19 protein-coding genes are annotated in these 24,041 nt (G+C 66.9%); 2 read left to right on the top strand and 17 right to left on the bottom strand.

Features of this window, described 5'->3' with window-relative positions:
- Positions 1–3: 3 nt before the first annotated feature.
- From E5K04_RS04935 to cysD, 17 genes are all read right to left on the bottom strand, one after another.
- Complete coding sequence (locus E5K04_RS04935; RefSeq protein WP_136551778.1) at positions 4–486, bottom strand: glycosyltransferase; 483 nt, start codon at positions 484–486, stop codon at positions 4–6.
- Positions 483–932 (bottom strand): glycosyltransferase family protein, encoded by a 450-nt coding sequence (locus E5K04_RS04930; RefSeq protein WP_136551777.1) that lies wholly within the window; start codon positions 930–932, stop codon positions 483–485. Before E5K04_RS04930 ends, E5K04_RS04935 begins: the two co-directional genes overlap by 4 nt.
- A gap of 54 nt (positions 933–986) precedes the next feature.
- The gene (locus tag E5K04_RS04925) at positions 987–2,057 is read right to left on the bottom strand and encodes a glycosyltransferase family 4 protein (RefSeq protein WP_136551776.1); all 1,071 of its coding nucleotides are present in this window, start codon (positions 2,055–2,057) and stop codon (positions 987–989) included.
- Positions 2,058–2,148: 91 nt separating this feature from the next.
- Positions 2,149–3,372: a glycosyltransferase family 4 protein gene (locus E5K04_RS04920; RefSeq protein ID WP_136551775.1), complete on the bottom strand. Its 1,224-nt coding sequence runs from the start codon at positions 3,370–3,372 to the stop codon at positions 2,149–2,151.
- Positions 3,335–4,867, bottom strand: a complete 1,533-nt coding sequence (locus E5K04_RS04915) for a hypothetical protein (RefSeq protein ID WP_136551774.1) — start codon at positions 4,865–4,867, stop codon at positions 3,335–3,337. The genes E5K04_RS04920 and E5K04_RS04915 overlap by 38 nt, the downstream gene beginning before the upstream one ends.
- Entirely contained in the window at positions 4,860–5,549 is a 690-nt protein-coding gene (gene epsI, locus E5K04_RS04910) for an exosortase-associated protein EpsI, B-type (RefSeq protein WP_136551773.1), read from the bottom strand. The genes E5K04_RS04915 and epsI overlap by 8 nt, the downstream gene beginning before the upstream one ends.
- Entirely contained in the window at positions 5,546–6,409 is an 864-nt protein-coding gene (xrtB, locus tag E5K04_RS04905; RefSeq protein ID WP_136551772.1) for an exosortase B, read from the bottom strand. Before xrtB ends, epsI begins: the two co-directional genes overlap by 4 nt.
- 9 nt (positions 6,410–6,418) lie before the next feature.
- Positions 6,419–7,300: a polysaccharide biosynthesis tyrosine autokinase gene (locus E5K04_RS04900; RefSeq protein ID WP_136551771.1), complete on the bottom strand. Its 882-nt coding sequence runs from the start codon at positions 7,298–7,300 to the stop codon at positions 6,419–6,421.
- A complete protein-coding gene (gene epsF, locus E5K04_RS04895) occupies positions 7,293–8,705 on the bottom strand; it encodes a chain length determinant protein EpsF (protein ID WP_136551770.1) in 1,413 nt (470 codons plus the stop codon). Before epsF ends, E5K04_RS04900 begins: the two co-directional genes overlap by 8 nt.
- A 14-nt stretch (positions 8,706–8,719) precedes the next feature.
- Positions 8,720–9,538, bottom strand: coding sequence for a polysaccharide export protein EpsE (gene epsE, locus E5K04_RS04890; protein WP_136551769.1), 819 nt, complete (start codon positions 9,536–9,538; stop codon positions 8,720–8,722).
- A gap of 126 nt (positions 9,539–9,664) precedes the next feature.
- A complete protein-coding gene (locus E5K04_RS04885) occupies positions 9,665–10,801 on the bottom strand; it encodes an outer membrane beta-barrel protein (RefSeq protein WP_168929160.1) in 1,137 nt (378 codons plus the stop codon).
- Positions 10,802–11,078: 277 nt separating this feature from the next.
- Entirely contained in the window at positions 11,079–12,044 is a 966-nt protein-coding gene (locus E5K04_RS04880; RefSeq protein ID WP_168929159.1) for a beta-1,6-N-acetylglucosaminyltransferase, read from the bottom strand.
- Entirely contained in the window at positions 12,041–13,231 is a 1,191-nt protein-coding gene (locus tag E5K04_RS04875) for an SAF domain-containing protein (protein ID WP_136551766.1), read from the bottom strand. Before E5K04_RS04875 ends, E5K04_RS04880 begins: the two co-directional genes overlap by 4 nt.
- The gene (locus tag E5K04_RS04870) at positions 13,228–14,463 is read right to left on the bottom strand and encodes a class I SAM-dependent methyltransferase (protein ID WP_136551765.1); all 1,236 of its coding nucleotides are present in this window, start codon (positions 14,461–14,463) and stop codon (positions 13,228–13,230) included. Before E5K04_RS04870 ends, E5K04_RS04875 begins: the two co-directional genes overlap by 4 nt.
- An 89-nt stretch (positions 14,464–14,552) precedes the next feature.
- Positions 14,553–15,974 (bottom strand): undecaprenyl-phosphate glucose phosphotransferase, encoded by a 1,422-nt coding sequence (locus E5K04_RS04865; protein WP_205700295.1) that lies wholly within the window; start codon positions 15,972–15,974, stop codon positions 14,553–14,555.
- A gap of 231 nt (positions 15,975–16,205) precedes the next feature.
- Positions 16,206–17,636 (bottom strand): sulfate adenylyltransferase subunit CysN, encoded by a 1,431-nt coding sequence (gene cysN / locus E5K04_RS04860; protein WP_136551764.1) that lies wholly within the window; start codon positions 17,634–17,636, stop codon positions 16,206–16,208.
- 34 nt (positions 17,637–17,670) lie between these two features.
- Positions 17,671–18,597: a sulfate adenylyltransferase subunit CysD gene (gene cysD / locus E5K04_RS04855; protein WP_136551763.1), complete on the bottom strand. Its 927-nt coding sequence runs from the start codon at positions 18,595–18,597 to the stop codon at positions 17,671–17,673.
- A 187-nt stretch (positions 18,598–18,784) separates the two neighbouring features.
- Here cysD and E5K04_RS04850 point away from each other — a divergent pair, with 187 nt between their 5' ends.
- Both E5K04_RS04850 and hrpA read left to right on the top strand, forming a co-directional pair.
- The gene (locus E5K04_RS04850) at positions 18,785–19,912 is read left to right on the top strand and encodes an LD-carboxypeptidase (protein ID WP_235844270.1); all 1,128 of its coding nucleotides are present in this window, start codon (positions 18,785–18,787) and stop codon (positions 19,910–19,912) included.
- A 68-nt stretch (positions 19,913–19,980) separates the two neighbouring features.
- Positions 19,981–23,919 (top strand): ATP-dependent RNA helicase HrpA, encoded by a 3,939-nt coding sequence (gene hrpA / locus E5K04_RS04845; RefSeq protein ID WP_136551762.1) that lies wholly within the window; start codon positions 19,981–19,983, stop codon positions 23,917–23,919.
- Positions 23,920–24,041: the final 122 nt, after the last annotated feature.

Below are 24,041 nucleotides of genomic sequence, written 5' to 3'. Positions count from 1 at the left end.
ACCTCAACTTGAATGAATGAATTGCCGGACGGCCTGCAACAGGTCCGTTCGCGCATGGCTTGCCACGTCTATCCTGCCCGCGCGCCAAGCGCCCGCGTCCAGCAACGACACCAGCTGCGCTGCCTCTTCGGCGATCGTGATGCCGGGCTTGTCGCGCAGCCACTGCGCGGTCGCCAGTTGATGGCCGCTGGTCACCTCGCCCAGATCTGGCCGTCTGGGCAACAGCAACAGCGGCCGGTCAAGCTCGGCGGCGGTGATCACCGTCCCCATGCCAACATGCGACACAACCAGGTCCGCCTCGGCAAAATGCTGGCGGTACGACTTGGGCGTGAGCATGGGTGAGGACGAAAAATTTTGCGGCGTCTCGGCGCCGTCGCCGATCTGGGCGAACACCTCGGCCTGCGGAGTGCGGGCGGCCCAAGCGTCGACCGCCCGCACAAGTCGCGGGAACGGCAGCATGGAACCGACAGTGAGGAAGACTTTCACAGCAGGCTTCCCCGGTACTCGGGGCCCTGCTCTTTGGCCAGATGCGGCCACTGGGTCAGCCAGAGGTCGGCATAGCGCCTGGCCTTGCGCCCCGACAAGGACAACTCTTCGACGTTGGCGACGCTGTCTATCCATACGGTGCGCATGCCCAACAGCCGCGCAAGCCTCAGCGCCAGCAAGCCGGGCGCCGACCCGGTCGTCACCACGACCTGCGGACGCTCACGCAACAGGATGCCGACCAGGGCAAGCAAGGCCCGAGGAAGGCTCGCAAGATGCAGGCGGCTGACGTCCGAGATGGCGTAAAAGCGCGCATCGGCCACGTCGTCCCGATACATCGCCTTGACCCCGACGAAGACCACCTCGCAGCCGGAAAAGGCCGGAACCAGACGCATCATCTGCGTCCAGTGTCCACCGCCCGACGCGACCGCAAGCACCTTGAGTTTCATGTTCACCCCGGCAGATTGAGTTAAGCGGCAGGCTGCAAGCGATGGCGGCTGGGATTACTTGATCGCGCACTCGCGGTAGACCTTCTCCAGCCTGTGGATGACAGGCTTTACCGCGTAATGCTGGTTGACCCGCTCGAGCCCCAATGATGAAAGCATAGATGCAAAACAACTGTTTTCAAGAAGGCTTTTCAATCCATCGGCCAGGGCATCCACGTCGCCCGGTTGGAACAGCACGCCGCAGCGCCCGTCTTCCAGCGCCTCCGGGATGCTGCCGACCCGCGAGGCGATGACAGGAACGCCGGCAGCCATCGCTTCCAGGATCGAGATCGGCAAACCCTCGAAATAGGAAGGCAAGGCCAGGACTTCCGCCCCGGACAAGAGCCGCTGCTTGGCGTCATCCTCCACCCACCCTGTCAGGCGCACAGCGTCGGCCACGCCAAGTTCGGCCGCCAGTTGGCCGACCTCATCCAACTCGCCGTCTCCCGCCAGTACCAGCGACACGTCCGGGAATTCGGAACGGATGCGGGCGAACGCCCGCACCAGGTCGTATACGCCCTTTTTCTGCCGCAAGCGGCCAAGGAACAGGATGTAGCGCGTCGTCGCTGATACTTCGCACATGCCTTGGACAGGCTCGACTGGGTTGGTCAACACTTCGACCTGTGCACGGGGGAAAACATCCGAAAACCTATGTTTCCAGCCTTCGGACAACACCAGGACCAGGCGGGCATGGTTCAAGGTCTGCTCAATCAGGTAGCCAGACAGCTTTCCGCGCCGCTGTTGGTAAAAGTCGAGGAATTCGCCGCAATGGACGTGGACGATGTACGGGACGGAAAAAGCCCGCGCGAACGCGCACAAAATCGACTTGCGACCGAAGCTCCCGTAGGACGCCGTATGCACATGCAACAGCGCCACTTCTCGGCCAAGCAGCATGGCCAACAGCTTCCATACCGCAGGAACGAAGACCCTGAGCTGGCTGAGCAGGCCCGGGTTCCGGTAGGTTTCCAGGTAAACGACATCGTGCCGCTCGAACAGGCCGAACTTGCGGTAGCAGCGCACCACGCTGGTCATTCCACCAGGCGATTGCAAGGCCACACCTGCCATCACGATTTTCTTGTCGCCAACCACACCTAACTCCCCTGGACAAAGCGATCGAAAGCCAGCGTGCCATCAACTACCAGCCAGCCGCAGCCACCGTGCAAACTGCGCATTATCTAGTTCAGACCTCAAAAAGCTCGGCCAACTGCCCCCGCTTTTCCAGCGCGTGATACACCGCAGCCAGTTGCCGGCCCAATACGTCGTAACTCCTGAGCGCGTAGACCGCCTGCGGCGCGCGTTCAGCCATTTGGGCGAGCCTGTCCGGGGTGGACAGCAAGCCCAGGATCGCGTCGGCAAATGACTGCGCGCCAAAGGGCACGCTGACCCCGCAGCCGGTTTGGGCCAGCAGCCAGGCCTGGTCCGGCTGGTCGTTGGCGACCACCGGCAGGCCATGGGCCAGATATTCGGCAACCTTGGTCGGCGAACTCACCTCGTACACCCGGCTGCGTGGAATCTGCGACAGGCCGATCGCGGCTGCGCGCAGGTAGCGGTGCGCGTCGGCCTGCGACAACCAGCCGGTCACCCGCACACAATCCGACAACCCTCGGCCGGAGATCTGCGCGGCAAGCCACGCCCGGTCAGAGGCCAATTCGGAGTCGCCGACCAGCATCAGCACGGTATCGGGGCGTTGCGCCCGTACGAGCAGCATCGCATCGAGCAACACCTCGGGGTGGCGCAGGCGCTCAAGCGCGCCCAAGTAGACGAGCAGCGTCTTGTCCCGATAAAAGGGGTCGTCCATGGCCTCGGGCTGTGGCTGGCCTGGCTGCATGTCCACGCCCATCGGCACCGCGCTGATGCGCTGGGCCGGTACGCCGTAACCGGCCAGCACTGATTTCATTGCCTCGCTCTGCGCGAATACATGGTCGGCGCGCGGCAGCACCACCCGGTAGAGCAGCCAGAAGGCGAGCCCCCCGCGGATGCGCCACAGCAGCCGCTGCAGGTGCGACGAGCTACTGGGCACCCGTCCGCCCCCCAGGTCCTGCCACATCTCGGGAAACGGCAGGGACAGCCAGTAGTAGAAAGGCAGGCCGAACAGGCGGGCGATCAACAGCCCTGCCGCGGCGCCCAGGATGCGGTCGCGCACCTGCAAGGCGTCGTAACCGCCTTGCCGGCACAGGCGGTAGGCGTCGATCAGCGACAGGAACTTGACCGCCACCCGTCCGATACGCGAGTACACCGACCGCGCGAAGACGCGCCCGCCGCCCCAGGTGGCGGGAAGCTTGGGGTCGCGCTCGCCAACAAGGTCCGACTGGATGCCGGATTGCGGCAACACCTTGCCGAACAGCACGGCAAGGTCCGGCCGCAGGCTAGGACAGGGCTCGCGGGTCAGGTACAGCAGCTTCATCGCGCACGCGCTCCTTCTTGACCAGCCAGGCGAGATACCCGGCCGCGAAAGCAAACAACACCTCGAAACTCGACGCGACGATCAGCGCGTCGCTGTACCACAACATCAGCAGGAAGCAGCACGCCGCCGTCTGCAGCGCGGCCGCCAGCCCCGGCGCAACCGTTACTCGCATCGCGGCACGCAGAATGCCGAGCAAGGCAAGGCAGAACAGCAGCGCGCCGGCGAGGCCAGCGTCCCATAACAGTGTCGAGAGCGTGTTCAGGTTGATATTCATCAGCGGGTAGCGCAGCGACAGGAAACCGGCCTGTAGCGTATGTGGGGCGCTGTACGAGGCGCCAAGACCGTGGCCCAAAAAAGTCTGCAGCGGGTTGTGCCAGCCGTGCTCGGCAAACCAGAAGGTGATCGCCGTCGTGCGGTTGAGGCTGTAGCGGTCGGCGTAACCATGGGTACCGAAGTTGTACGCGATCGCCTGCATGAACTGCTGTTCGGGCGTACGCTCCCCTTCGTTGAAGAACACGAAGTACACCCACATCAGTGCGACCATCAGGCAGGCGAGCAACAGCACCAGCAACACAGCTAGCCAAGGGCTGCTCCTGATCACGTCGCGGTACGCGAACAGCAGCACGACAGGCAGCAGGATCAGCACCACCTTGGTTTCTCCCAGCAGCAGCGGCGCGCACAGCACGACCGTCGCCGCCAGCGCGGCGCCTGCCGAAAGGCTTTTCTTGTGCCAGGCGGCCAGGGTGCCCGCCAGCACGCACAAGAGGAACATCGCCATCGTGCCGCTCGCGCCGCCGCCGGTCATGCTCGCCTCGAAGCTGCCGCTGACGATGTCGATCGGCACCACCCCGCCGGCCATGCCGATGCGCAAGGGAACGAGGAACAGGTACTGGTAGAGCGCGAATGGCAGTTGCAGCAGCGCAAGCCAGAACAGGAAGCGGCAGCAGCGCGCCAGCAGCCGCTCGCTGTCGGCGTTGACCGGCAGTGCAGCGATAAACAACAGCAAGCCAAAAAACTGGAAGATCCGTTTCCAGCCGGCCGCCGACTCATTCAGCGTGCTGTCTGCGGGCAAAGAGGCGAGCACGGCGTAAACCGGCAAGGCAGCCAGCAGCCAGACAAAGACCGGCATACCCTCGCGTGCATCGGCCTCCAGCAGCAGGCGGACGAGGGCGATACCCAGCAGCATTACGCCCAGCAGCGAGAATGCCCACGACAGTTTGACGAGGCTGGGGAAAAACAGGCCGACCGGCCCCATCACCAGCAAGGTGCCCACCAGCAGCAGCCAGACGATCAGCTGGGGGTTCAGAAGCAGCGCAAGGCCCGCGACCGTGCCGAGCAGCAAGCCGAGGTGGACCGGGTTGCCGCGGGCGATCAGCATGCCGGCGGCCACCGCCAGCAGCGCCGACACGGCAAAGGCCACCATCTCGGGGAGGTACGCCTTGAGCCGGGAGAGGGTTTCCGGCCACCTGTCGCGCAGCGTCAGCACGCTAGCCATGCGCCCTCCCGAAGAACCTGGCGCAGGCGTGCGCGTCAAGCACGCCGTACAGCGCCTGTGCGAAGTCGCGGTGCAGCGCGTAGGAGGCCGCGTCGTCCGGGCCGATGCTCGAGACGCGGAACAGCAGCCCATCCGGGATCACCCCGGACAAGCCATACGCCATCTCGGCCATCTTCTTGCTGCGCCGACCGCGCACCACCTCGTCGCCTACTAGCGACCAGTAGGTGACCGGCTCGCGACGGTAGCCACCCAGCGTCATGAAGAGTTCGCGCACCGGCAATTGCCGCCCGGGCAGCGCGAGCGTCGCGTCGCGCGCGGCCTCTTGGCGGAAGCCCTGCGCCGGATAACACACCTCCGGGTAGTGCAGTTCCATGCCGTCGCGCTGGTCGCGCCCGTAGGCGAGCGACAGCATGATGCGCTGCCCCTCGTCGTTGACGTAGACACGCGAGAGCGTGTCGGCGTAGATGCGCGAGAGTTCGCTTTGCTGCTGCGGGTTCACCACCTGCCGCGCGGCACCGGTATCCACCCGCCACGCGCCGAAAGCCTGCGGCAGCTGCGACGAGAGCGCAGCCGCGGGGCGGCCGGCGGCGAGCAGGCGGGTCGGTGTCGCCGCCCACGCGGCCAGCGCGGCGCCGCCCATCAACGCCGAAGCAAGGAAAGCCCGCCGGGTTTGCCTGCTCATGACGTACTCCTGGCGGGCAGGCGCAACAAGGCGTCGGTCGCGATGATCATCACGAGGGCAAGCATGAACAGCACGAGGCCGGAGAAGCCGTGCAGGAAGCCCTGCCCGGCGGCGTCGCCGAAGTAATAGGTGATCAGCACCAGGATCAGCACCCTGAGCACGTTCGCCATGAAGCTGATCGGCACGATCAGCAAGGCCAGCACCACATTGCGCGACCAAGAGGCCGTACGCACCAGGTTCAGGTACAGAAGCCCCATCGCCTCGAGCGTGAACAGCGTCTGCAGCCCGGCGCAGGCGTCGGCGACCAACAGCTGGTAGGGTCCCACCTGCAGGATCACCCCGCTGCGGGCCGCCGGGTAGCCGAAGAGCTGCAGCAGCCACTCGACGACGACCGATACCGCAAGCTTCATCGGGCCGGTCAGCGCGTCGACCACGGCCAAGGGCAGCGGGATCAGGAACAGCATGAAAAAGAGCGCGAACCATACGAGACGCAACGCCTGCGCACCGAGAAAGAGCAGCAACAGCGCGGCGAGCAGCACGGGAAAGGCCCCAACCTCGAACAGCAGGATGCCCTGCGAGCGGCCGAGCACATAGCCAAGCAGGGCAAGGATCAGCAGGCTCCAGCCGGAGCGCGGCGCGGGACGCGCTTCAAGCGCCAGGAGTTCGCCCCGCTTTTGCCAGAACAGCCAGCACACGACGGCCAGCACCAGCGGGCCGTGCCCCTGCTGCTCGTGCTGCCACACGCCACCGTACAGCCGCCATACGGTCGGCAGCAGCAGGGCGGCGAGGCCGGCAGCCACCAGCCAGCCTGCGGGCGGCAAAAGCCGGATCGGTGTGGAAAGCGGCTTGCTGGTCGACATCGCGCCCCCCTAGCGGTTCATCACGCAACCGGCCAGCTCGACGCGTGCCTGGCGCAACTGGGAGACCAGGCTTGCGAGCGGACGCGCACCGGTCTGGCCGGCGCGCGCCAGCACCACCGCCAGCCCCGCCGCGTGCGCGACGCGGATCGCGTCGCTGCCCTCGCCCGCCGCAGTGGTATCGATCAGGATCACGTCGAAATGCTTGCGCACCAGCTCGATCAGCTCGCGCAGGCGGCCCCGGCTCAGCAGTTCGAGCGGGTTGGGCGGCACCGCCCCGCCCTTGAGCACGGTCAGGTTGGGCAACTCGGGAATCACGTCGATCGCGTCGTTGAGCGCGCAATGCCCGGCCAGAAGGTTGGAGAGGCCATAACGGTTGTCCAGGCTAAAGAGCTGGTGCAAGGCGGGCTTGCGCAGGTCGGCGTCGATCAGCAAGGTCCGCTCGCCCATCTGCGAGAAGAGCACCGCCAGGTTGGCCGCGACGTAGCTGCGCCCTTCGCCGTGCCCGGGGCTGACCAGCGCCAAAGAGCGCGTGGTGCGGCCCTGGCCGAACACGTCGATCAAAAGCTGGCTGCGCAGGCTGCGCAGCGCCTCGCAGCCGGTCGCGAACGGGTCGAACAGCGCGAGCAGGGACGGATGCAGCTTGCTGTGCCCGGCCGGCAGGTAGGCATAATCGTAGCGGCGGGACAGCGCGCGCATCAGCTCGTCCTGACTGATCAGGCCGAGGCTGACTGCCGCCTCGCCAAAGCGCGCGCCGCTTCTGGCCTGCTCGTCGGCGACCTGCTCAAGCTCCCCGGGACCAAGCAGGCCTTCGGCCTGCAGCAGCTCGCCCAGTCTGGGCTCGCTGCCGTTGGCGATTTCACGCGCGCCCAGGCGCTGACCGGTCTCAGCCATGCGATTTCTCCCCTAATTGTGGTGCGCCCGGCGAGCCCAGTCGCTTGGCCGTTTTCTCGGCCGCCGGCCTCACCCGCTGCAAAGACCCGATCTGCGCCACCCCGCAAATCTCGACCAGCTCGCCGTCGAGGCGGACGCGCCTGTCGGAGAGCTCGCGCACCAGCATCGCGACGATCGCGAGCACCAGACCGACCACCGCCGCCACCACCAAGTTGAGCAGGATCTTGGGGCTTGCCGGCATCAGCGGCGGCTCGGCGACGCTCAGCACGCTGACGTTGGTCTGCACCATCTGCGACTCCAGACGGCTTTGCGCGGCGCGCGCGCTGACCGCGTCGTACGCCTTCTGCGCGTTGGCGACTTCCAGCTGCAGCACGCTGATCTCGTCGCGTTCCTTTTTCAATTCGAGGATCTTGGTCTTTTGCTGCGCAATGGCCGCCTGCAGGTCTTCGGCGCGATAGAGGCCGGCCTTGCCGCTGGCGCCGAGCGAGGCACGCACGCGGGCGATCTCGGCCGACAGCGAACCCTTGAGTTCGGCGAGCTGCGCCTGCAACTGGCGCACCTGCGGGTGGTTGACCCCGGTGCGCGCGACCTGCTGGCGCAGTTCGGACTCCAGCCTCGCCACCTCCCCGCGCAACTGGACCACCAGCGGGTTTTGCAGCACCTCGGGCAGGTTGCCCGATTGCGCGGTACGCGCCTTGCTGTCGGCTTCCATCTTCTGCGACTCGACCTGGGTCAGCAGCGAAGACAAATCGTTCAAGCGCGCCGTCTCGAAGTCGAGCCGCTCGTCGCTGGCGACGATGCCGGTCTTCTGCTGGAACGCGGAGAGCGCCAGTTGCGCCTGCTCCAGCTGTTCGCGCTGCAGGCGCACCTGTTCGTCGAACCAGCCGGCGTACTGCTGCGCCGGCGCCGCGCGCAGCTGGATGCTGGTGTCGATATACGCGCGGGCAAACGCGTTGGCCGCCTGCGCGGCGAATTCCGGCGATTTGGCGACGAAGTCGATATTGAGCACCGTGCTGTCGCGTACCGGGTTGACCGACAATGCCTCCCTCAACTGCTGGCCGACCCAGCCCGCAAAATCGGCCTTGCCGCCGGTTTCTGCCATCCACTCGCCGCGCAGTACGGGGTCCTTCTGCAGGCCCAGCATCTGCGCGGCACGTGCGGCGACCCGCTCACTCTTGATGATGTCCATCTGGGTCGCGAGGTAGCTCGGCTGCATCAGGCCGGGCAGCACCATGCCGGCGACCGGGTCGGGCGACTTCACGTCGAGCACCACGGCGGTCGACGCCACGTACTGCCTAGGCAGGGCCAGGCTGATCGCCAAAGCCGAGAGCACGGTCAGCGCGAGTACCCATACGCCGAGCTTCCAGCGGGCACGTACGATCAACAGCAGGCGTTGCAGGTCCATGGTTCCTCCCGCGCTCAGAACAAGCTTTCCGGCACGTAGATCACGTCGTCCGGCTGTATCTGCGCGTTCATGTCGAGCTTGAGCGGCTGGAAGCTGCCGTCGGCCGCGCGGCGCTCGACCTTGAGCGAACGTTCGGTACCGCGTACGGTCGGTCCGCCGCCTTGCGCCAGCGCCTGCCTGAGCGTCATGCCGCGCTCAACCCGGTAGGCGCCCGGTCGCTGTGCCTCGCCGTAGATGTAGTAGACCGGCGCGCGGTCGACGAAGAGCACGTCGCCCGGCTGCACCACCAGCGTGCCGGCGCTGCCGCCTTGCGCCGCACGGTAGATCGCCGGCACGTCGATTTCGGTACGGAAAGGTTTGCCGTCGCGCGCGCCGGTCAGCACCACCAGGTCGGCGCCGCCTGGCGCGACGCCCCCCGCCTGCGCAAGCAGGTCGGTGACCGTGGTGTTGGCGGTCTCCAGCGGGAATCGGCCGGGGCGGTTGACCTGGCCCAACACGGAAGCCTGGTTGCCGCGCACCTGCAGCAAGGCGATATTGACCTGCGGCTGCTGCACATAGCCGCCTTTCTTGAGGGCGGCGGCGAGCAGCGCCTCGGCGCCATCCAGCGGCAGGCCGCCGACCTTGACCTTGCCAACCAGCGGGTAGCTGATGAAGCCGCTCTCGCCGACGCGGGCGTCGAGCGTCAAATCCGGGTTCTGGAACACCTGCACGCGGATCTGGTCACCCGGCGCCAAGCGGTACTCGTCGGCTTGCGCCGCCTGGGCGGCGCCGGACAAGGCCGCTGCGCACAGCAGCAGGGCCTGGCCGCCACGGCGATAGACTGACTTCGACATGTTTGTCTCCTCGTTAGGACCAAGCGGCCATTGCCTTCGCCTGACCGGGCAGCAATAACGGCCGATGATTATTGATAGAACACCGACAAGTTCTTTCAATATGTAAATCAAATTGACATGGCAGGATCAGAATGCCAACGCCACGCCCAGCCAGTAACGCTGCCGCGCATAGTCAAGTCCCGGGTAGCTCGAACTGCGCTTCTCGTGCTGCCACTGGGCACTGAGGGCGAGCGGATCGGTCAGCTGCCAGTCAAGCGCAAGCCCGGCCACCCGCGTGCGGTCGTCGCGCTGGCCAAGCCCGGGCAGGGCCTGCTCGTAATCGGCGCGCGAATGCTGGTAATTCGCCCGCGCGCTCAGGCGCTGGCTGATCTGCCAGCGCGGCTCGACCAGCCAGTTGCGCACCGTCCGCGAGCGGAACACGAGCTGCGACTCGACCGCCTGGTCGGCCGATACGGTCAAATCGACCTTGCTCGTGATCTGCCAGCGCGCCCCGGCTTGCCAGGTATTGCCCGAATAGTCGGCGCCGCCTTGCTCGTAGCTGCGCGACAGGCGCCCCCAGCCCAGATGGGCCTTGAGCTTCGCGCTGTACGCCCACTCGGCGTACAGCCGGGTATGCCGCTCGTCAAAGTCACCCTGCACCTCTTCTTCGCCCTGCCCCATGCGCTGCATAAGCTCGACGTAGCTGCCCTTGCCGCTCAGGTAGCGCAGGCCGAGTTCGGCCGTGCGTACGGTTTCGTCCGGCGTCGCGGTGAGCGCGCTATAACTTGTCTTGTCGCGACCGAGTGCGCCGTTCAGCGCCCACGACGGGTGAAACTGCCATTGCACGGCCGCACGCTGGGTGTCCTGTTTTTTGACGTTGACCGCGCGCGCGCCGAACGCCGGGTCGGTCAGGTCCGGACTCTCTTCGCGCGAGAGCCTGAACTCGCCGCCCAAGTCGTTGCCCAGCCCCCATTGCCACTGCGCCTGATACGGGGTCGCGGTGAAGTCGTTGTTGTCGTAGTCGCGGTAGCGGTAGTCGACGACGCCTACATCCACCAGCACGCGCTGCCGGCTCCACTGTTTGTCCAGCCGCACGCCGGCGTCGAGCCGGGTCAGCCAGTCGCCGGCCGGGTCCTGCGGCCGGGCGAACAGGTTGTCGTCGTGCTCCAGACGCAAGCCGGCCCGCCACTGCACGGTGTCCAGCGCGTCGGCGCCGGCCTGCCCGTACAAGCCCAGCAACAGCGCCGCCAGACCGACCCTTCCGGCACGACGCCGCAAATGCATTACCCGCTGTTGACCTGACATCCCGGATCCCCCCTTGCTCTGGGCACGCATAGCGGCCCGCTCAATGACATTGCTCTTTTTTATGAATCGTAGAACAGGCTTGGCAATTGTCATTGCATGCGCGTCAATCGGCGGGACAAGCGTCTCGCGCAACACAAGGCGCGAGTATCTTCAGGCGCCACCCCGTTCTCGCAGATGAACGGCGGACACGCCTCCCCGGCCGGCACAGCGGCGCTGGCGACGAGCATGACTGCCGTGCACGGGGCAAAAAACCACCTCAATGCCCGGCTTCCTCTGCCACCGGCAACCGATGGCTGCCCGGGTCGCTCGCCGGACGCCCAAGCAGTTCGCTGTCTATCCGGTCGAGCAGCCGCGCGCTTTTCACCGCGTCGAACTTGCGCGCGAACAGCGCGCCCGAGGCGGAAAACCGTTCGAAGTCATCGTCGGCGGTCAGCACGGCCGGCGAGCCGTCGTGTCCGCACTCCCAGTCGAGGTACCAGGGCAGCGGACGGTGCGGCGCAGGGAGCGCGCCATGCAAGGTCGTGAAGAAGAGCTCGCCACTGATCAACACCTTACGGAAGAAAGCCTCGAATTCCGGGTTTTCGGCGAGCCAGGCAAAGATGCGCCGCCAGTAGTCGGCCGGGAAGATGGTCCACCCCTCGCCGCCGCTGATCTTGCCGACGCACGGCGGCACCTTGCGGCGGACAAAATAGGCATCGAGGTTACAAAGCCATAGGCGAAAGGTCTCGAACGAAGCAAAAATCTTTCGCGGGTTGAACGTAGGCAGCAGCAATACGTCCATCCCCTTGCGGGGCGGACTCTGCAGCGGCAAGAGGCGACGGCTGAGGCGCCAAGAGAGGTGGTGGCGGTGAAACCTCTCCCCGAACCAGCTCAGATAACAGGTACCGGGTGACGCCTCGAGGAAATGGCGGATCGCCTGCGGCGGCTGCAAGGGGTAGCTGCTGCCGCACATGGTAACGATGTAGCCTTCGCAGGCGTCGGCGAGCGCGGCCCGCGCGCCGGCCAGGAAGGCCTCGACCAGGCCGTAGCCCCCCCAGTGGCAGCCGTAGCGCGTCTGGACGTAATGCACGTCGGCGGCGGGCGGCAGACACGCCTCGAACGGGGCAAGGTCGACGCGCGCGTCGATATGTATGTAGAAAAACACGTCGGGCGCGCGCAGCGCGTCGACCAGCCGGCTGAGGAAGGCCGGCTGATGGTAGGCGACGATCACATAGCTGATCAAGGCCAGCCTCCCGTTGCGCCCGCGGCCTGCGCCAGGCCGATCGCCACCGCCGGGTGGTCGGCCAGCTCAACCCCGCCCCGCATCAACATCTCGCCCGCTTCGACGGCGCGGGTGAGCCGCGCACCGGCGAGCAAGCCCAGCGGCACATGGCGCGGATGGGTGGCCAGCTCGATGGCGACGCCGCGCACCTCGAAACTGCCCGCGCCACGGTCAAGGCAGGTACCCGCCGGCAGATCGCGCTTGGCAACGGCTGCCATCCCAAGGCGCGGCCGGGTACCGTTGTTGAGCAATACCGGGCCGCCGGCGAGCAGGCGGCGCACCGTCTTGGCCACCTCTAGCGAGCAGAGGTGGTAGGGCTTGACCAGCAGGTAGTCCGGCCCCGGCCCCAGCTTGAAGTACTCGAGCAAGGCGGCCTGGTCCTCGTCGTGGCGGGCGACCACGAACACGCCGGTCGGCGCCCAGCCGTCGGCGAGCACGTAGTCGGACAGCACCCCGCCGCGCGCACGGGCAAGCTCCGCCAGGCTGGCCGCGCCAACGGCCAGGCTCTTGGCCGCTGGACCGGCCAGCCCCGCGCACGCGATGCCCGCGCCCAGGCCGTTGCCGACCAGCACCTGCTCGACCTGCACCTTGCTGCCGTCGGTCGCGCCGGTCGCGTTGGGCACGCTGATGCCCTGACGCGCAGCCCAGTACGCCATGTTCTCCGGCGAGGGGTTCAAGTCGAGAAAGCCCTTCATATTGCCGTACACCAAGGGCGAAAAACCCATCGCGCGCGCGTCCTCGGCCAGCGCGGCGAGCGAGCCGGGCTGGTCGCCCTCGGCTTCGCTGAACGCGCCCAATGTGGCGAGATACGAGCCGGTGGTGACGTGCAACTCGGCGTTGAGCGTCGCCACCGGCCGGCCGGCGCCAAGCGCGCGCGCGCAGACGTCGGTGCCGTGCAGCACATCGCCCGTCATTTCCACCACGATGTCGGCGCTCTCTATCAGCGCGTCGGCCGAGTCCGTCAGCAAAGCAGGCGCGAAGCCCGTCACGCTGCCCAGCGGGCGCCGGGTGAGCACGCCGGACAACGCAAGGTCCGGGCAATGTTTGGAGAGCATACGCGCGAAGCTGGCCGCCATCGGCCCGGTGCCGACCAGGCCGACGCGGGCAACCCTGCCGCCCTGCCCGCCATGCCAAGGCCCGACGCTCATTCGATCACCTCGATCTCGGGGCAGAACACCACGAAGCGCCCGCCCCACTCGCGGATGCCGGCAAATTTCTGCATCAGCTCGTCGCGCCAGTTCCACGGCAACAGGATCAGGTAGTCAGGCCGGTCGATGAACACCTGCTCGGGCGACTTGACCGGGATGTGCGAGCCGGGCAGATACATGCCCTGCTTGGCCGGCGTATGGTCGACCGTGTAGCGCACCGTGTCGCCACGCACCCCCAAGTAATTGAGCAGGGTGTTGCCCTTGGCCGGCGCGCCGACCGCGGCGATGCGCTTGCCCGCGCGCTTGGCGTCGATCAGGAATTGCAGGATCTCCTGCTTGCGCGCGACTACCCGCTCGTTGAAGTCGAGATAGGTCGCAAGCTGGTCCAGCCCCGCCTCGCGCTCCTTGGCCAGCAGCGCGGCTACGCGCGGGCTGAGCGCGTGACGGCCGGTGTCGGCGCGCTGCGCGTAGACGCGGAGCGAGCCGCCGTGGGTCGGCAACTCCTCGACGTCGAAGAGCGCAAGGCCGTTCGCTTCGAGGATCTGCTTGAAGGTCGTCAGCGAGTGGTAATAGAAATGCTCGTGGTAGATGGTGTCGAACTGCAGCTTCTCGAGCAGGTTGAGCGCGTGGTGGAACTCGAAGGTCGCGACGCCGTTTTCTTTCAGCAGGATGGCGAAACCGCCGACAAAATCATTGATGTCGGGCACGTGGGCGACCACGTTGTTGGCCGGCATCAGGTCGGCGGCGAAGCCCTGTTCGCGCAGCCGCGTGGCGTACGCGCGGCCGAAGAACTCGACGTTGACCGGGATGCCGAGCGCGCGCGCAGCCTGGGCGGTATCCAGCGTCGGCTCGACGCCGAGCACCGGAATGCCGGCTGCAAGGAACCAGCGCAGCAAGTAACCGTCGTTGCAGGCGATCTCGACGACCAGGCTGTCGCCGTTCAGGCCGAAACGCCCGGTTACCTCGCGCGCGTAGTCGCGGGCGTGGGCAAGCCAGGTGTCCGAGCAAGAGGAGAAATACGGGTAATGCTCGGAGAAGATCTCGCTCGCCTCCTCGCTGCCCGGCGCCTGCACCAACAGGCAGTGCTCGCATACCAGCGCGCCCAGCGGATAGAAACGTTCCATATCGTTGGACTGCTTCTCGGCGCGCAGCGCGTTCGACAGGGGCTGCATGCCCAGGTCGGCGACCACATGGTGTGCGGAATGTCCGCAGAAACGGCAGTTGGTGTGCATGTTTTCCCCCTCTCGCTGGTCTGAGGCCTGTTCAAAGTCGATACGACGGTTGAGGCCCGGATTGTGTATGGCGGGTTCTGCCCGCGCGCCTAGTACGCCTGCTTGTCGCCACCCACCACCGTCAAGACGGTGCGCAGGATGATCTTGATGTCGAGCAACAGCGACCAATGGCGCAGGTAGTCGAGGTCGTAATCGATGCGCCGGCGCATCTTGTCCAGCGTGTCGGTCTCGCCGCGGCAACCGGAAACCTGGGCAAGCCCGGTGATGCCGGGGCGCACCTTGTGCCGCACCATGTAGCCCTTGATCAGCTTGCGGTACGCCTCGTTGTGCGCGATGGCGTGCGGGCGCGGGCCGACGATGCTCATCCGCCCCTGCAGCACGTTGATGAACTGCGGCAACTCGTCGAGCGAGGTGCGGCGCAGAAAGGCGCCAAACCGCGTGACACGCTGGTCGTTACGGCTGGCCTGCCGGATCTGGCCGCCGTCCTCGCACACCGTCATCGAGCGGAACTTGTAAACGACGATCTCGTGGCCATCGAGGCCGTAGCGGCGCTGGCGGAACACCACCGGCCCCGGCGAGGTGAGCTTCACACCCAGCGCGATCAGCAGCATCGGCACCGAGATCAGCACGAGGATCAGCGAAGCGAGCACGAGGTCGCTGCCGCGCTTCAAGAGCGCGTTCCAGCCGACGAAGGGCGAGTCGCACACCGCGATCACCGGCATGCCGCCAACCGTCTCGATGCGGCCCTGGATCAGGTCGGTGACGAACACGTCGGGGACGAAGTGGATGGAGGCGGTGGTGTCGCGCAGCGCGTCCAGCAGTTGCAGGATGCGCGGCTGGCTCGACATCGCCAGCGTGATGTAGATGTGGCCGACATGGTGTTCGCGCACGTACTGGGCGACTTCCGCCATCTTGCCCAGCCTGGGCAGGCCGGAGTGGGCGGTGCGCTCGCTCGGGCGGTCGTCGAAGAAACCGAGCACCCGGCAAGCCGCGCTCGGGCTGCACGCAAGGTAGCGCGCGAGCACTTCACCATGCGCGGTAAGCCCGATGAAGATCGCCTCTTGGGCGAAGCGCGCGCGCAGCGGCGGCAGCACCAGACGCAGTAGCAGCTGGCCGAGCACGGCAAACAGGGGCGGCAGCGCGAGGGCAAGCTCAAGGTGCGGGTGACCGAATACCCCGGCCACGCCGAACAGCCGCACCAGCGCGGCCAGCGCGGCGACATTCAGGAGCCAGCGCCAGATGATCGCCGAGAACAGCGCGGGCAGGCTGTCTTCCAGACGGCTGCGCCCGGGCAGGTTGCACGCGAACACCAGCGCGGCGAGCAAGACGGCCGGCAGGCCCACGCGCCCCTGCACCAGCAGCGCAGCGCACAGCATGCCGAGCGCGAAGGCGGCCGGGTCGGTCAGCGCCGACACCGACGCGGCGACGCCGGCACGCCTTGCCGGCCTCAGCAGCGGGGACAGCTGCTGGGCTGGGTGCGGCTGCTGCGAGAAGAAGGATTGCTTGTCCATGACGCCTCGCTGGGTTAGACGGTTGCACTTGCTGCATGCATGTTTCATAGGCAGGCAAAAAACACGTGTCAAACCAATACGCACATTCAAAACATGTGCTTATCAGGGCAGCGGCAGGTAGCGATAGGGCAAGACGAAAGCCTTACGGATAAATGGTTCCGAGACGTGAAAAAGCAAACCGCCCGCAGGCTCGGTACGGCCTGCGGGCGGTTCGGGAGGTGGGTGAAAAGCTTAGCGCAGCCGGGCGATGTCCTTCGCCTCCCAGTGCGGGAAGTAGCGGCGCACCAGCGCGTTGAGCTCGACCTCGAACGCGCGGTAGTGGGCGAGTTCGTCGCCCGCTGCGCCGGCCGCGTCCGCGAGCGGCTCGCGCACCATGCCGGCGGCGGCGGTCGCGTTGCTCGCGCGGTCGATCAGGATGAAGCTGCCGGTGCCGCGGCACGCGGCGTACGCGTCGACCACCACCGGCGCGTTAAGCAGCAGTTCCACTTCGGCGATCTCGTTCAGCTGCAGGGTGTCGGCCGCCACCTTTTCGCGGGTGTTGACGTCGACGCGGTGGCGGATCGCGCTGACGCGGCCGGCCACCGTCTTGCCGGCGAATTTCACGCGGTATTCGCGGCCGACTTCCAGTGCGCGGGTGTCCAGCCACACCAGGTCCGCGGCGAGCGCCTGCACGGCCCACGGCTGGGCTTCGACCGCCTTCACCAGCATGTCGCCGCGCGAGACGTCGATTTCGTCTTCCAGTTGCAGGGTGACCGCCTGCTGCGCGAAAGCCGCCGGCAGCGCCGCCTCGAACGCGACGATAGCCTTCACCCGGCTCTCGGTGCCGGCCGGCAGCACGCGTACGGTGTCGCCGACGGCGACACTGCCTGCGGCGATGGTGCCGGCAAAGCCGCGAAAGTCGAGGTTGGGCCGGTTCACGTACTGCACCGGCAGGCGGAACGCCGAGAGCGCCGTGTCGTGGCCGACCTCGACCGATTCCAACAGCGACATCAGCGTCGGGCCGTCGTACCACGGCGTGTGCGCGCTCGGCTCGACTACGTTGTCGCCACGCAGCGCCGAGATCGGCACGAAGCGGATGTCGGCAAGCCCCAGTTCGCCAGCGAAGGCCAGGTAGTCGGCGCGGATGCGCTCGAACACCGCCTCGTCAAAGCCAACCAGGTCCATCTTGTTGACGGCGACGATCAGGTGGCGCACGCCCAACAGGCTGACGATATGGCTGTGGCGGCGGGTTTGCGTCTTCACGCCGTAGCGCGCGTCGATCAGAATCACCGCGAGGTTGCAGGTCGACGCGCCGGTCGCCATATTGCGCGTGTACTGCTCGTGCCCCGGGCAGTCGGCGATGATGAACTTGCGCTTGTCGGTGCTGAAGTAGCGGTACGCGACGTCGATGGTGATGCCCTGCTCGCGCTCGGCGGCCAAGCCATCGACCAGCAAGGCAAGATCAATGTCGCCGTCGGTGGTGTTGAACTTCTTCGAGTCGCGCTCGATCGCGGCCAGCTGGTCCTCGAAGATCAGCTTGGAGTCGTGCAAGAGGCGGCCGATCAGCGTGCTCTTGCCGTCGTCGACGTTGCCGCAGGTGATGAAGCGCAGCAGGTCCTTGTGCTCGTGCTCGGCGAGGTAGGCGTGGATATCCTGGGCGATCAGTTCCGATTGGTGCGACATGGGGTGTTCCTCGTTGTGCTGCGGACGCGGCCGCTCAGAAATAGCCTTCGATCTTCTTCTTTTCCATCGACGCGCTCTGGTCGTGGTCGATCACCCTGCCCTGGCGCTCCGAGGTGCGCGTGAGCAGCATCTCGCGGATCACGTCGGTCAGGGTGTCGGCCTCGCTCTCGACCGCGCCGGTGAGCGGGTAGCAGCCGAGCGTACGGAAGCGCACCTTGCGCTTATGGATGCGCGCCTTCTCCTCGTCGCTCAGGTAGTCGAGGATGCGCGCGTCGTCGATCATGATCAGCGCGCCGTCGCGTTCGATCACCTCGCGCTCGGCCGCGAAATACAGCGGGACGATGTCGATCTTCTCCAGCCAGATGTATTGCCAGATGTCGAGCTCGGTCCAGTTCGACAGCGGGAACACGCGGATGCTCTCGCCACGGTTCACGCGGGCGTTGTAGAGGTTCCACAGCTCGGGGCGCTGGTTCTTCGGGTCCCAGCGGTGGTGGCTGTCGCGGAAGGAGAATACCCGCTCCTTGGCGCGGCTCTTCTCCTCGTCGCGGCGCGCACCGCCGAAGGCGGCGTCGAAACCGTACTGGGAGAGCGCCTGCTTGAGCGCCTCGGTCTTCATCACGTCGGTATGCCGTGCCGAGCCGACGGTGAACGGGTTGACGTTGTCGCGCACGCCCTGCTCGTTGGTGTGCACGATCAATTCCAGCCCCATCTCGCGGGCGACGCGGTCGCGGTGCGCGATCATGTCGCCAAACTTCCAGGTGGTGTCGACGTGCAAGAGCGGGAACGGCGGCTTGCCCGGCCAGAACGCCTTGCGCGCCAGGTGCAGCATCACGGCGGAATCCTTGCCGATCGAGTAGAGCATCACCGGCTTGTCGAATTCGGCCACCACTTCGCGGATGATATGGATGGACTCCGCCTCCAGCTGCTTGAGGTGGGTCAGTCTGTGTTCGCTAAGCGTCATCGGTGCTCCCGGCCGGCCGCGCCGGCTATTATCCTGTCATGACGGGCAATCTACCCAAGTGGGTCGGCCCGCGCAAAACCGTCTGGATATATCCATATGGCCGGGCATTATTCAATCAATAGACACTTCGGGAATAACAAGTAGGCGGGCGGCGGCGACCTAGACTGTTATCATTGCGACCTGACCCATGACCGCCATGCACACCCAGCCCGACCCCGTGCGTCGCACCCTGCTTGAGGCCCTGGCCGCCGCCGGCGCGCTGGCCCTGCTCGCCGGCTGCCGATCGCCCGTCAAGACGATGACCGCCCAGACTCCGACCCCGACACCAACCCTGCCCAACCTGCCCGCCTTCACCGCAGCCGGCCCGACGCTGCGCGTGGTCGCGCCGTCCGGGCTGATGCCCAGCGCCGCACGCGCCGAGCGCGGCGTGCTGCGCCTCGCCCGTGCCGGCTACCAGCTCTCCAACACCCAGTGCTTGGCGCGGCGCTACCAGCGCTTTGCCGGGACGGACGCCGAACGCGCGGCCGACTTCAACGACATCCGCGCGGGCGACGTGCCGAAATTCATCCTCGCCGCGCGCGGCGGCTACGGCGCGATGCGCCTCCTGCCGTGGATCAACTGGCAGCGGCTGTGCCCGCTCTTGAAGGAGGCCGGTACGCTAGTGATGGGCTTCAGCGACTTCACCGCGATCCAGATGGGCCTGCTCAGCCAGGGCGGCGTGGTAAGCTTCGCGGGGCCGATGCTCTACAGCGACTTCGGCGCCGAGGCACCCAGCGTGCTGACCATGAGCGACTTCGTCAGCACCACCACCGCCCGCCCGCTGGCGATACGCGTCGAGGCGCCCTTCTCGCCGACGCTGAAGGCCGAGGGGGTACTGTGGGGCGGCAACCTGACCGTGCTCGCCCACCTGGCGGGCACGCCCTACCTGCCGAAGATCGACGGCGGCATCCTGTTCATCGAAGACGTCGGCGAGCAACCCTACCGCGTCGAGCGCATGCTGCAACAGCTCAACCTCGCAGGCGTTTTAAGCCGCCAAAAGGCGATCGTGTTCGGCGACTTCGACCAGACGAACATCCGCGACTACTACGACAGCTCGTACACGCTCGCGACCGTCGCGTCGCATGTGGGTCGCGTCACCGGCGTGCCGGTGCTGACCGGCTTTCCGTTCGGCCACACCAGCAACAAGGCGACCTTCCCGCTGGGCGCCCACGCAAGCCTCACCTCGGACGGCGCGGGCTACCGCGTCACCTTCCCCGACTACCCGACCTACCCGCTCGCGGGCCTGAACACCGCCGCGCTGACCGAACTGATGTAGCGACCGGGCGGGGCGGCGCCTTGGCGGGTATAATCCGCGCCTTGTCTGTCGCCTGCCGCTCCCGCACCATGTCCCTGAACGTCGCCGCCCTGAAAAAAGCCCTGTCCGACTGCCTGATCCGCGACCGCCACGCCCTCAGGCGGCGCCTCGCGGACGCCGAGAAGCGTGTCGCGCGCGGCCAGGACGCACAGCGCCTGTTGAAAGAGACCGCCGAGCGCATCGAGCGCTCGCGCCAGAAGGTTGAGACGCGGCGCGCGGCGCTGCCCGTGCCGCGCTTTGACGACGCGCTGCCGGTCAACCAGCGCCGCGACGAGATCCGCGACGCCATCGCCCAAAACCAGGTGGTGATCGTGTGCGGCGAGACCGGCTCGGGCAAGACCACCCAGCTGCCCAAGATCTGCCTCGAGCTTGGCCGCGGCGTGTTCGGGCTGATCGGCCACACCCAGCCGCGGCGCCTGGCCGCACGCTCGGTCGCCAGCCGTATCGCCGACGAGCTGGGCAGCGCGCTTGGCGAGACGGTCGGCTTCAAGGTGCGCTTCACCGACCAGCTCTCCGACAAGAGCCTGGTCAAGCTGATGACCGACGGCATCATGCTCGCCGAGACGCAGACCGACCGCTACCTCGAAGCGTACGACACGATCATCATCGACGAGGCGCACGAGCGCAGCCTGAACATCGACTTCCTGCTGGGCTACCTCAAGCAGCTGCTGCCGCGCCGCCCCGACCTCAAGGTGATCGTCACCTCGGCGACCATCGACGCCGAACGCTTCTCCAAGCATTTTGACGGCGCGCCGGTGATCGAGGTGTCCGGCCGTACCTACCCGGTCGAGGTACGTTACCGTCCGCTCAAGTCGCGCGACGAGGACGACCGCGAGACCGAGATGGAAGACGCGGTGGTCGACGCGGTGGACGAACTGTCGCGCCTAGGCGCGGGCGACGTGCTGGTGTTCCTGCCCGGCGAGCGCGAGATCCGCGACACCGCCGAGAAGCTGAGGAAGTCCGGCATCAAGGGCTACGAGATCCTGCCGCTGTTCGCCCGCCTCTCCAACGAGGAGCAGCAGCGCATCTTCAAGCCGTCAGGCGGCCGCCGCGTGGTGCTGTCGACCAACGTCGCCGAGACCTCGCTGACCGTGCCCGGCATCCGCTACGTGGTCGACACCGGCCTCGCCCGCGTCAAGCGCTACAGCCCGCGCGCCAAGGTCGAGCAGCTGCTGGTCGAGAAGATCTCGCAGGCGGCGGCGCGCCAGCGGGCCGGCCGTTGCGGCCGCGTCGAGGCCGGGGTCTGCGTACGCCTGTATGACGAGGAAGACTTCAACGCGCGCGCGCCGTTCACCGACCCCGAGATCGTGCGCTCCAACCTCGCCGCGGTGATCCTGCGCATGGCCTCGCTCGGCCTTGGCCGTGTCGACGCCTTCCCCTTCCTCGAGGCGCCGTCCGGCCGGCTGGTCGCCGACGGCTACCAGGTGCTGCACGAACTGGGCGCGGTCGACGACGCGGGCGAACTCACCGCCACCGGCAAGGAGCTCGCGCGCATCCCGGTCGACCCGCGCGTCGGGCGCATGCTGCTCGCCGGCCGCGACTTCGACTGCGTGCGCGAGGTGCTGATCATCGCCTCGGGCCTGTCGATCCAGGACCCGCGCGAGCGCCCGTTCGACGCGCGCGAAGCGGCCGACCGCGCGCAGGCACGCTTCGCCGACGAGCGCTCGGACTTCCTGTCCTACCTCGCGCTATGGGACTTCTTCCAGGACGCGGTGCGCCACAAGAAGTCGAACCGCCAGCTGATCGACGCCTGCCACGCGCACTTCCTGTCGCACCTGCGCCTGCGCGAATGGCGCGACCTGCACGCGCAACTGGCCGAGATCGCCAACGACATGGGGCTGATCCGCCGCGAAGACGCGCACGCGGCCGCGCCCGAAGTGCCGCAGCAACTGGGCGACAAGAAGCGCCGCCAGCAGGAGGCGCTGCACTACGAGAAGCTGCACAAGGCGCTGATCACCGGCCTGATCGGCAACGTCGGCCAGAAGGCGCAGGAGGGCGACGACTACACCGGTGCGCGCGGCAGCCACTTCCACGTTTTCCCCGGCTCCGGCCTGAAGAAGGCCAAGCCGAAGTGGCTGGTCGCCGCCGAGATCGTCGAGACCAGCCGGCTGTACGCGCGCTGCGTCGCCCGCATCGAGCCCGAGTGGATCGAGCCTTTGGCACCGCACCTCGTCAAGTACCACTACTTCGACCCGCACTGGGACAAGGCGCGCGGCGAGGTGGTCGCCAGCGAGCGGGTCACGCTGTTCGGGCTGACGCTAATTGCGCGCCGCCCGGTCAGCTACGGGCGGATCGCGCCGGAGGAGGCGCGCGAGCTGTTTATCCGCGGCGCGCTGGTCGACATGGCTTATGTCAGCAACGCGCCCTTCTTCCAGCGCAACGCGCAGCTGATCCGCGACGTCGAGGCGCTCGAACACAAGGCGCGCCGCCAGGACGTGCTGATCGACGAGGACGCGCTCTACGACTTCTACGCGCAGAAGATCCCGGCGCATGTCGTCGACGCGGCGAGCTTCGAGGCGTGGCGGCTGGACGCCGAAAAGGCCGACCCCAAGCTTTTGCACCTGACGCGCGAAGAGCTGATGCGGCACGCCGCGCAGCACGTGACGGTCAACCAGTTCCCCGAATGGTGGGAACACGCCGACGGGCGCATGCGTCTGCGCTACCGCTTCGAGCCCAACCATGTGCTGGACGGGGTGACCATCGACGTGCCGCTAACCAGCCTCAACCGGCTGGAGGCCGCGCCGTTCGAGTGGCTGGTGCCGGGCATGCTGCGCGAGAAGCTCACCCTGCTTATCAAGAACCAGCCCAAGCAGATCCGCCGCCTGTGCGTGCCGGTGCCCGACTTCGTCACCCGCTTCCTGTCGGGGGAACCGGACATGGACGCGCCGATCGCGCCGCAACTGGCACGCTTCATCCTGCGCGAGAGCGGCGGCGTGCGCGTCGACGAGGCCGGCTTCTACGCGCACCCCCTGCCCGAGCATTTGCTGTTCAACTTCCGCGTCATCGACGACGGCAAGCAGGAGATCGGCCTCGGCCGAGATCTTGCCGCCCTGCAAAAGCAGTTCGGCCAGGCCGCGCAGCTGACCTTCCGCGACACCAGCGCAGAATTCGAACGCGAGAACGTCATGGCGTGGGACATCGGCGAGCTGCCCGAATCGATCCAGTTCGCGCGCGGCCGCCAGCAGCTGACCGGCTACCCGGCGCTGACGCTGGAAGCCGAGGGCCGCGTCGCGCTGCGCCTCTACGACACTGAACTTGCCGCCACCCGCGCGCACCGCAAGGGCGTGGTGCGCCTGTTGCAGTTGCAGCTGAAGGAGCAGGTCAAGCAGCTGGGCAAGGGGCCGTCGGGCTTCCAGCAGGCAGCGCTGCAACTAAGGGCGCTTGGCAACGCCGACGTGCTGCTGGACGACGTGCTCGCGTGCATCTGCGACCGGGCATTTGTCGGCGACGACGCGCTGCCGCGCAGCGAAAAGGCGTTCAACGAACAGAAGGCGCGCGCGCGCGCGCGCCTGCCGGCGGTCACCCAGGCGGTGATGGGCTACCTTACGCAGGTCGCGGCCGAATACCCGCCGCTCGCCGCCCGCATCGCCAAACACAAGCTGGGGTGGGAGCTGAAGGGGCAGCTCGACGCGCTGGTCTACCCGGGCTTCCTCGCTGCGACGCCGTGGGCGCAGTTGCCGCACCTCACGCGCTACCTGAAGGCGATGGGGCTGCGCATGGACAAGCAGGTGACGAGCCCGCAGCGCGACGGTCAGCGCGCAGCCGAGATCCGCGAATTGTGGCAGCGTTGGGAGGCGCGCGTCGCGGCGGACAGCGAAACGGGCGAAGCGTCGGCCGAGCTGCTCGCGTTCCGCTGGCAGATCGAGGAGCTGCGGGTCAGCCTGTTCGCGCAGGAGCTCAAGACGCCGTACCCGGTCTCGCTCAAGCGGCTGCAGAAGGTGTGGGAGGCGCTTCCACGCGGCGGCTAACAGGTTTTACTACTTGATCTGGATCAAATATCCTTTCAGCATCAAGTATAAAATGACAACGAGAATAGTTAACACCTCCCGTCATGCAGTCACCCCGCGCTTCTACCGACCACACGCGCAGG

This window comes from Crenobacter intestini, from assembly GCF_004919095.1.
GTDB lineage: Bacteria > Pseudomonadota > Gammaproteobacteria > Burkholderiales > Chromobacteriaceae > Craterilacuibacter > Craterilacuibacter intestini.
Note: the sequence above shows the minus strand (reverse complement) of the source record. Positions and strands in the feature narration are given on the sequence as shown.

Coding starts and splice junctions, on each gene's coding strand:
- E5K04_RS04850 (WP_235844270.1), top strand. CDS start 18,785: ATGACCGCCATGCACACCCAGCCCGACCCCGTGCGTCGCACCCTGCTT.
- E5K04_RS04865 (WP_205700295.1), bottom strand. CDS start 15,974: ATGGACAAGCAATCCTTCTTCTCGCAGCAGCCGCACCCAGCCCAGCAG.
- E5K04_RS04900 (WP_136551771.1), bottom strand. CDS start 7,300: ATGGCTGAGACCGGTCAGCGCCTGGGCGCGCGTGAAATCGCCAACGGC.
- epsF (WP_136551770.1), bottom strand. CDS start 8,705: ATGGACCTGCAACGCCTGCTGTTGATCGTACGTGCCCGCTGGAAGCTC.
- xrtB (WP_136551772.1), bottom strand. CDS start 6,409: ATGTCGACCAGCAAGCCGCTTTCCACACCGATCCGGCTTTTGCCGCCC.
- cysN (WP_136551764.1), bottom strand. CDS start 17,636: ATGTCGCACCAATCGGAACTGATCGCCCAGGATATCCACGCCTACCTC.
- epsI (WP_136551773.1), bottom strand. CDS start 5,549: ATGAGCAGGCAAACCCGGCGGGCTTTCCTTGCTTCGGCGTTGATGGGC.
- E5K04_RS04870 (WP_136551765.1), bottom strand. CDS start 14,463: ATGCACACCAACTGCCGTTTCTGCGGACATTCCGCACACCATGTGGTC.
- E5K04_RS04885 (WP_168929160.1), bottom strand. CDS start 10,801: ATGCATTTGCGGCGTCGTGCCGGAAGGGTCGGTCTGGCGGCGCTGTTG.
- E5K04_RS04875 (WP_136551766.1), bottom strand. CDS start 13,231: ATGAGCGTCGGGCCTTGGCATGGCGGGCAGGGCGGCAGGGTTGCCCGC.
- cysD (WP_136551763.1), bottom strand. CDS start 18,597: ATGACGCTTAGCGAACACAGACTGACCCACCTCAAGCAGCTGGAGGCG.
- E5K04_RS04920 (WP_136551775.1), bottom strand. CDS start 3,372: ATGAAGCTGCTGTACCTGACCCGCGAGCCCTGTCCTAGCCTGCGGCCG.
- epsE (WP_136551769.1), bottom strand. CDS start 9,538: ATGTCGAAGTCAGTCTATCGCCGTGGCGGCCAGGCCCTGCTGCTGTGC.
- E5K04_RS04915 (WP_136551774.1), bottom strand. CDS start 4,867: ATGGCTAGCGTGCTGACGCTGCGCGACAGGTGGCCGGAAACCCTCTCC.
- E5K04_RS04930 (WP_136551777.1), bottom strand. CDS start 932: ATGAAACTCAAGGTGCTTGCGGTCGCGTCGGGCGGTGGACACTGGACG.
- hrpA (WP_136551762.1), top strand. CDS start 19,981: ATGTCCCTGAACGTCGCCGCCCTGAAAAAAGCCCTGTCCGACTGCCTG.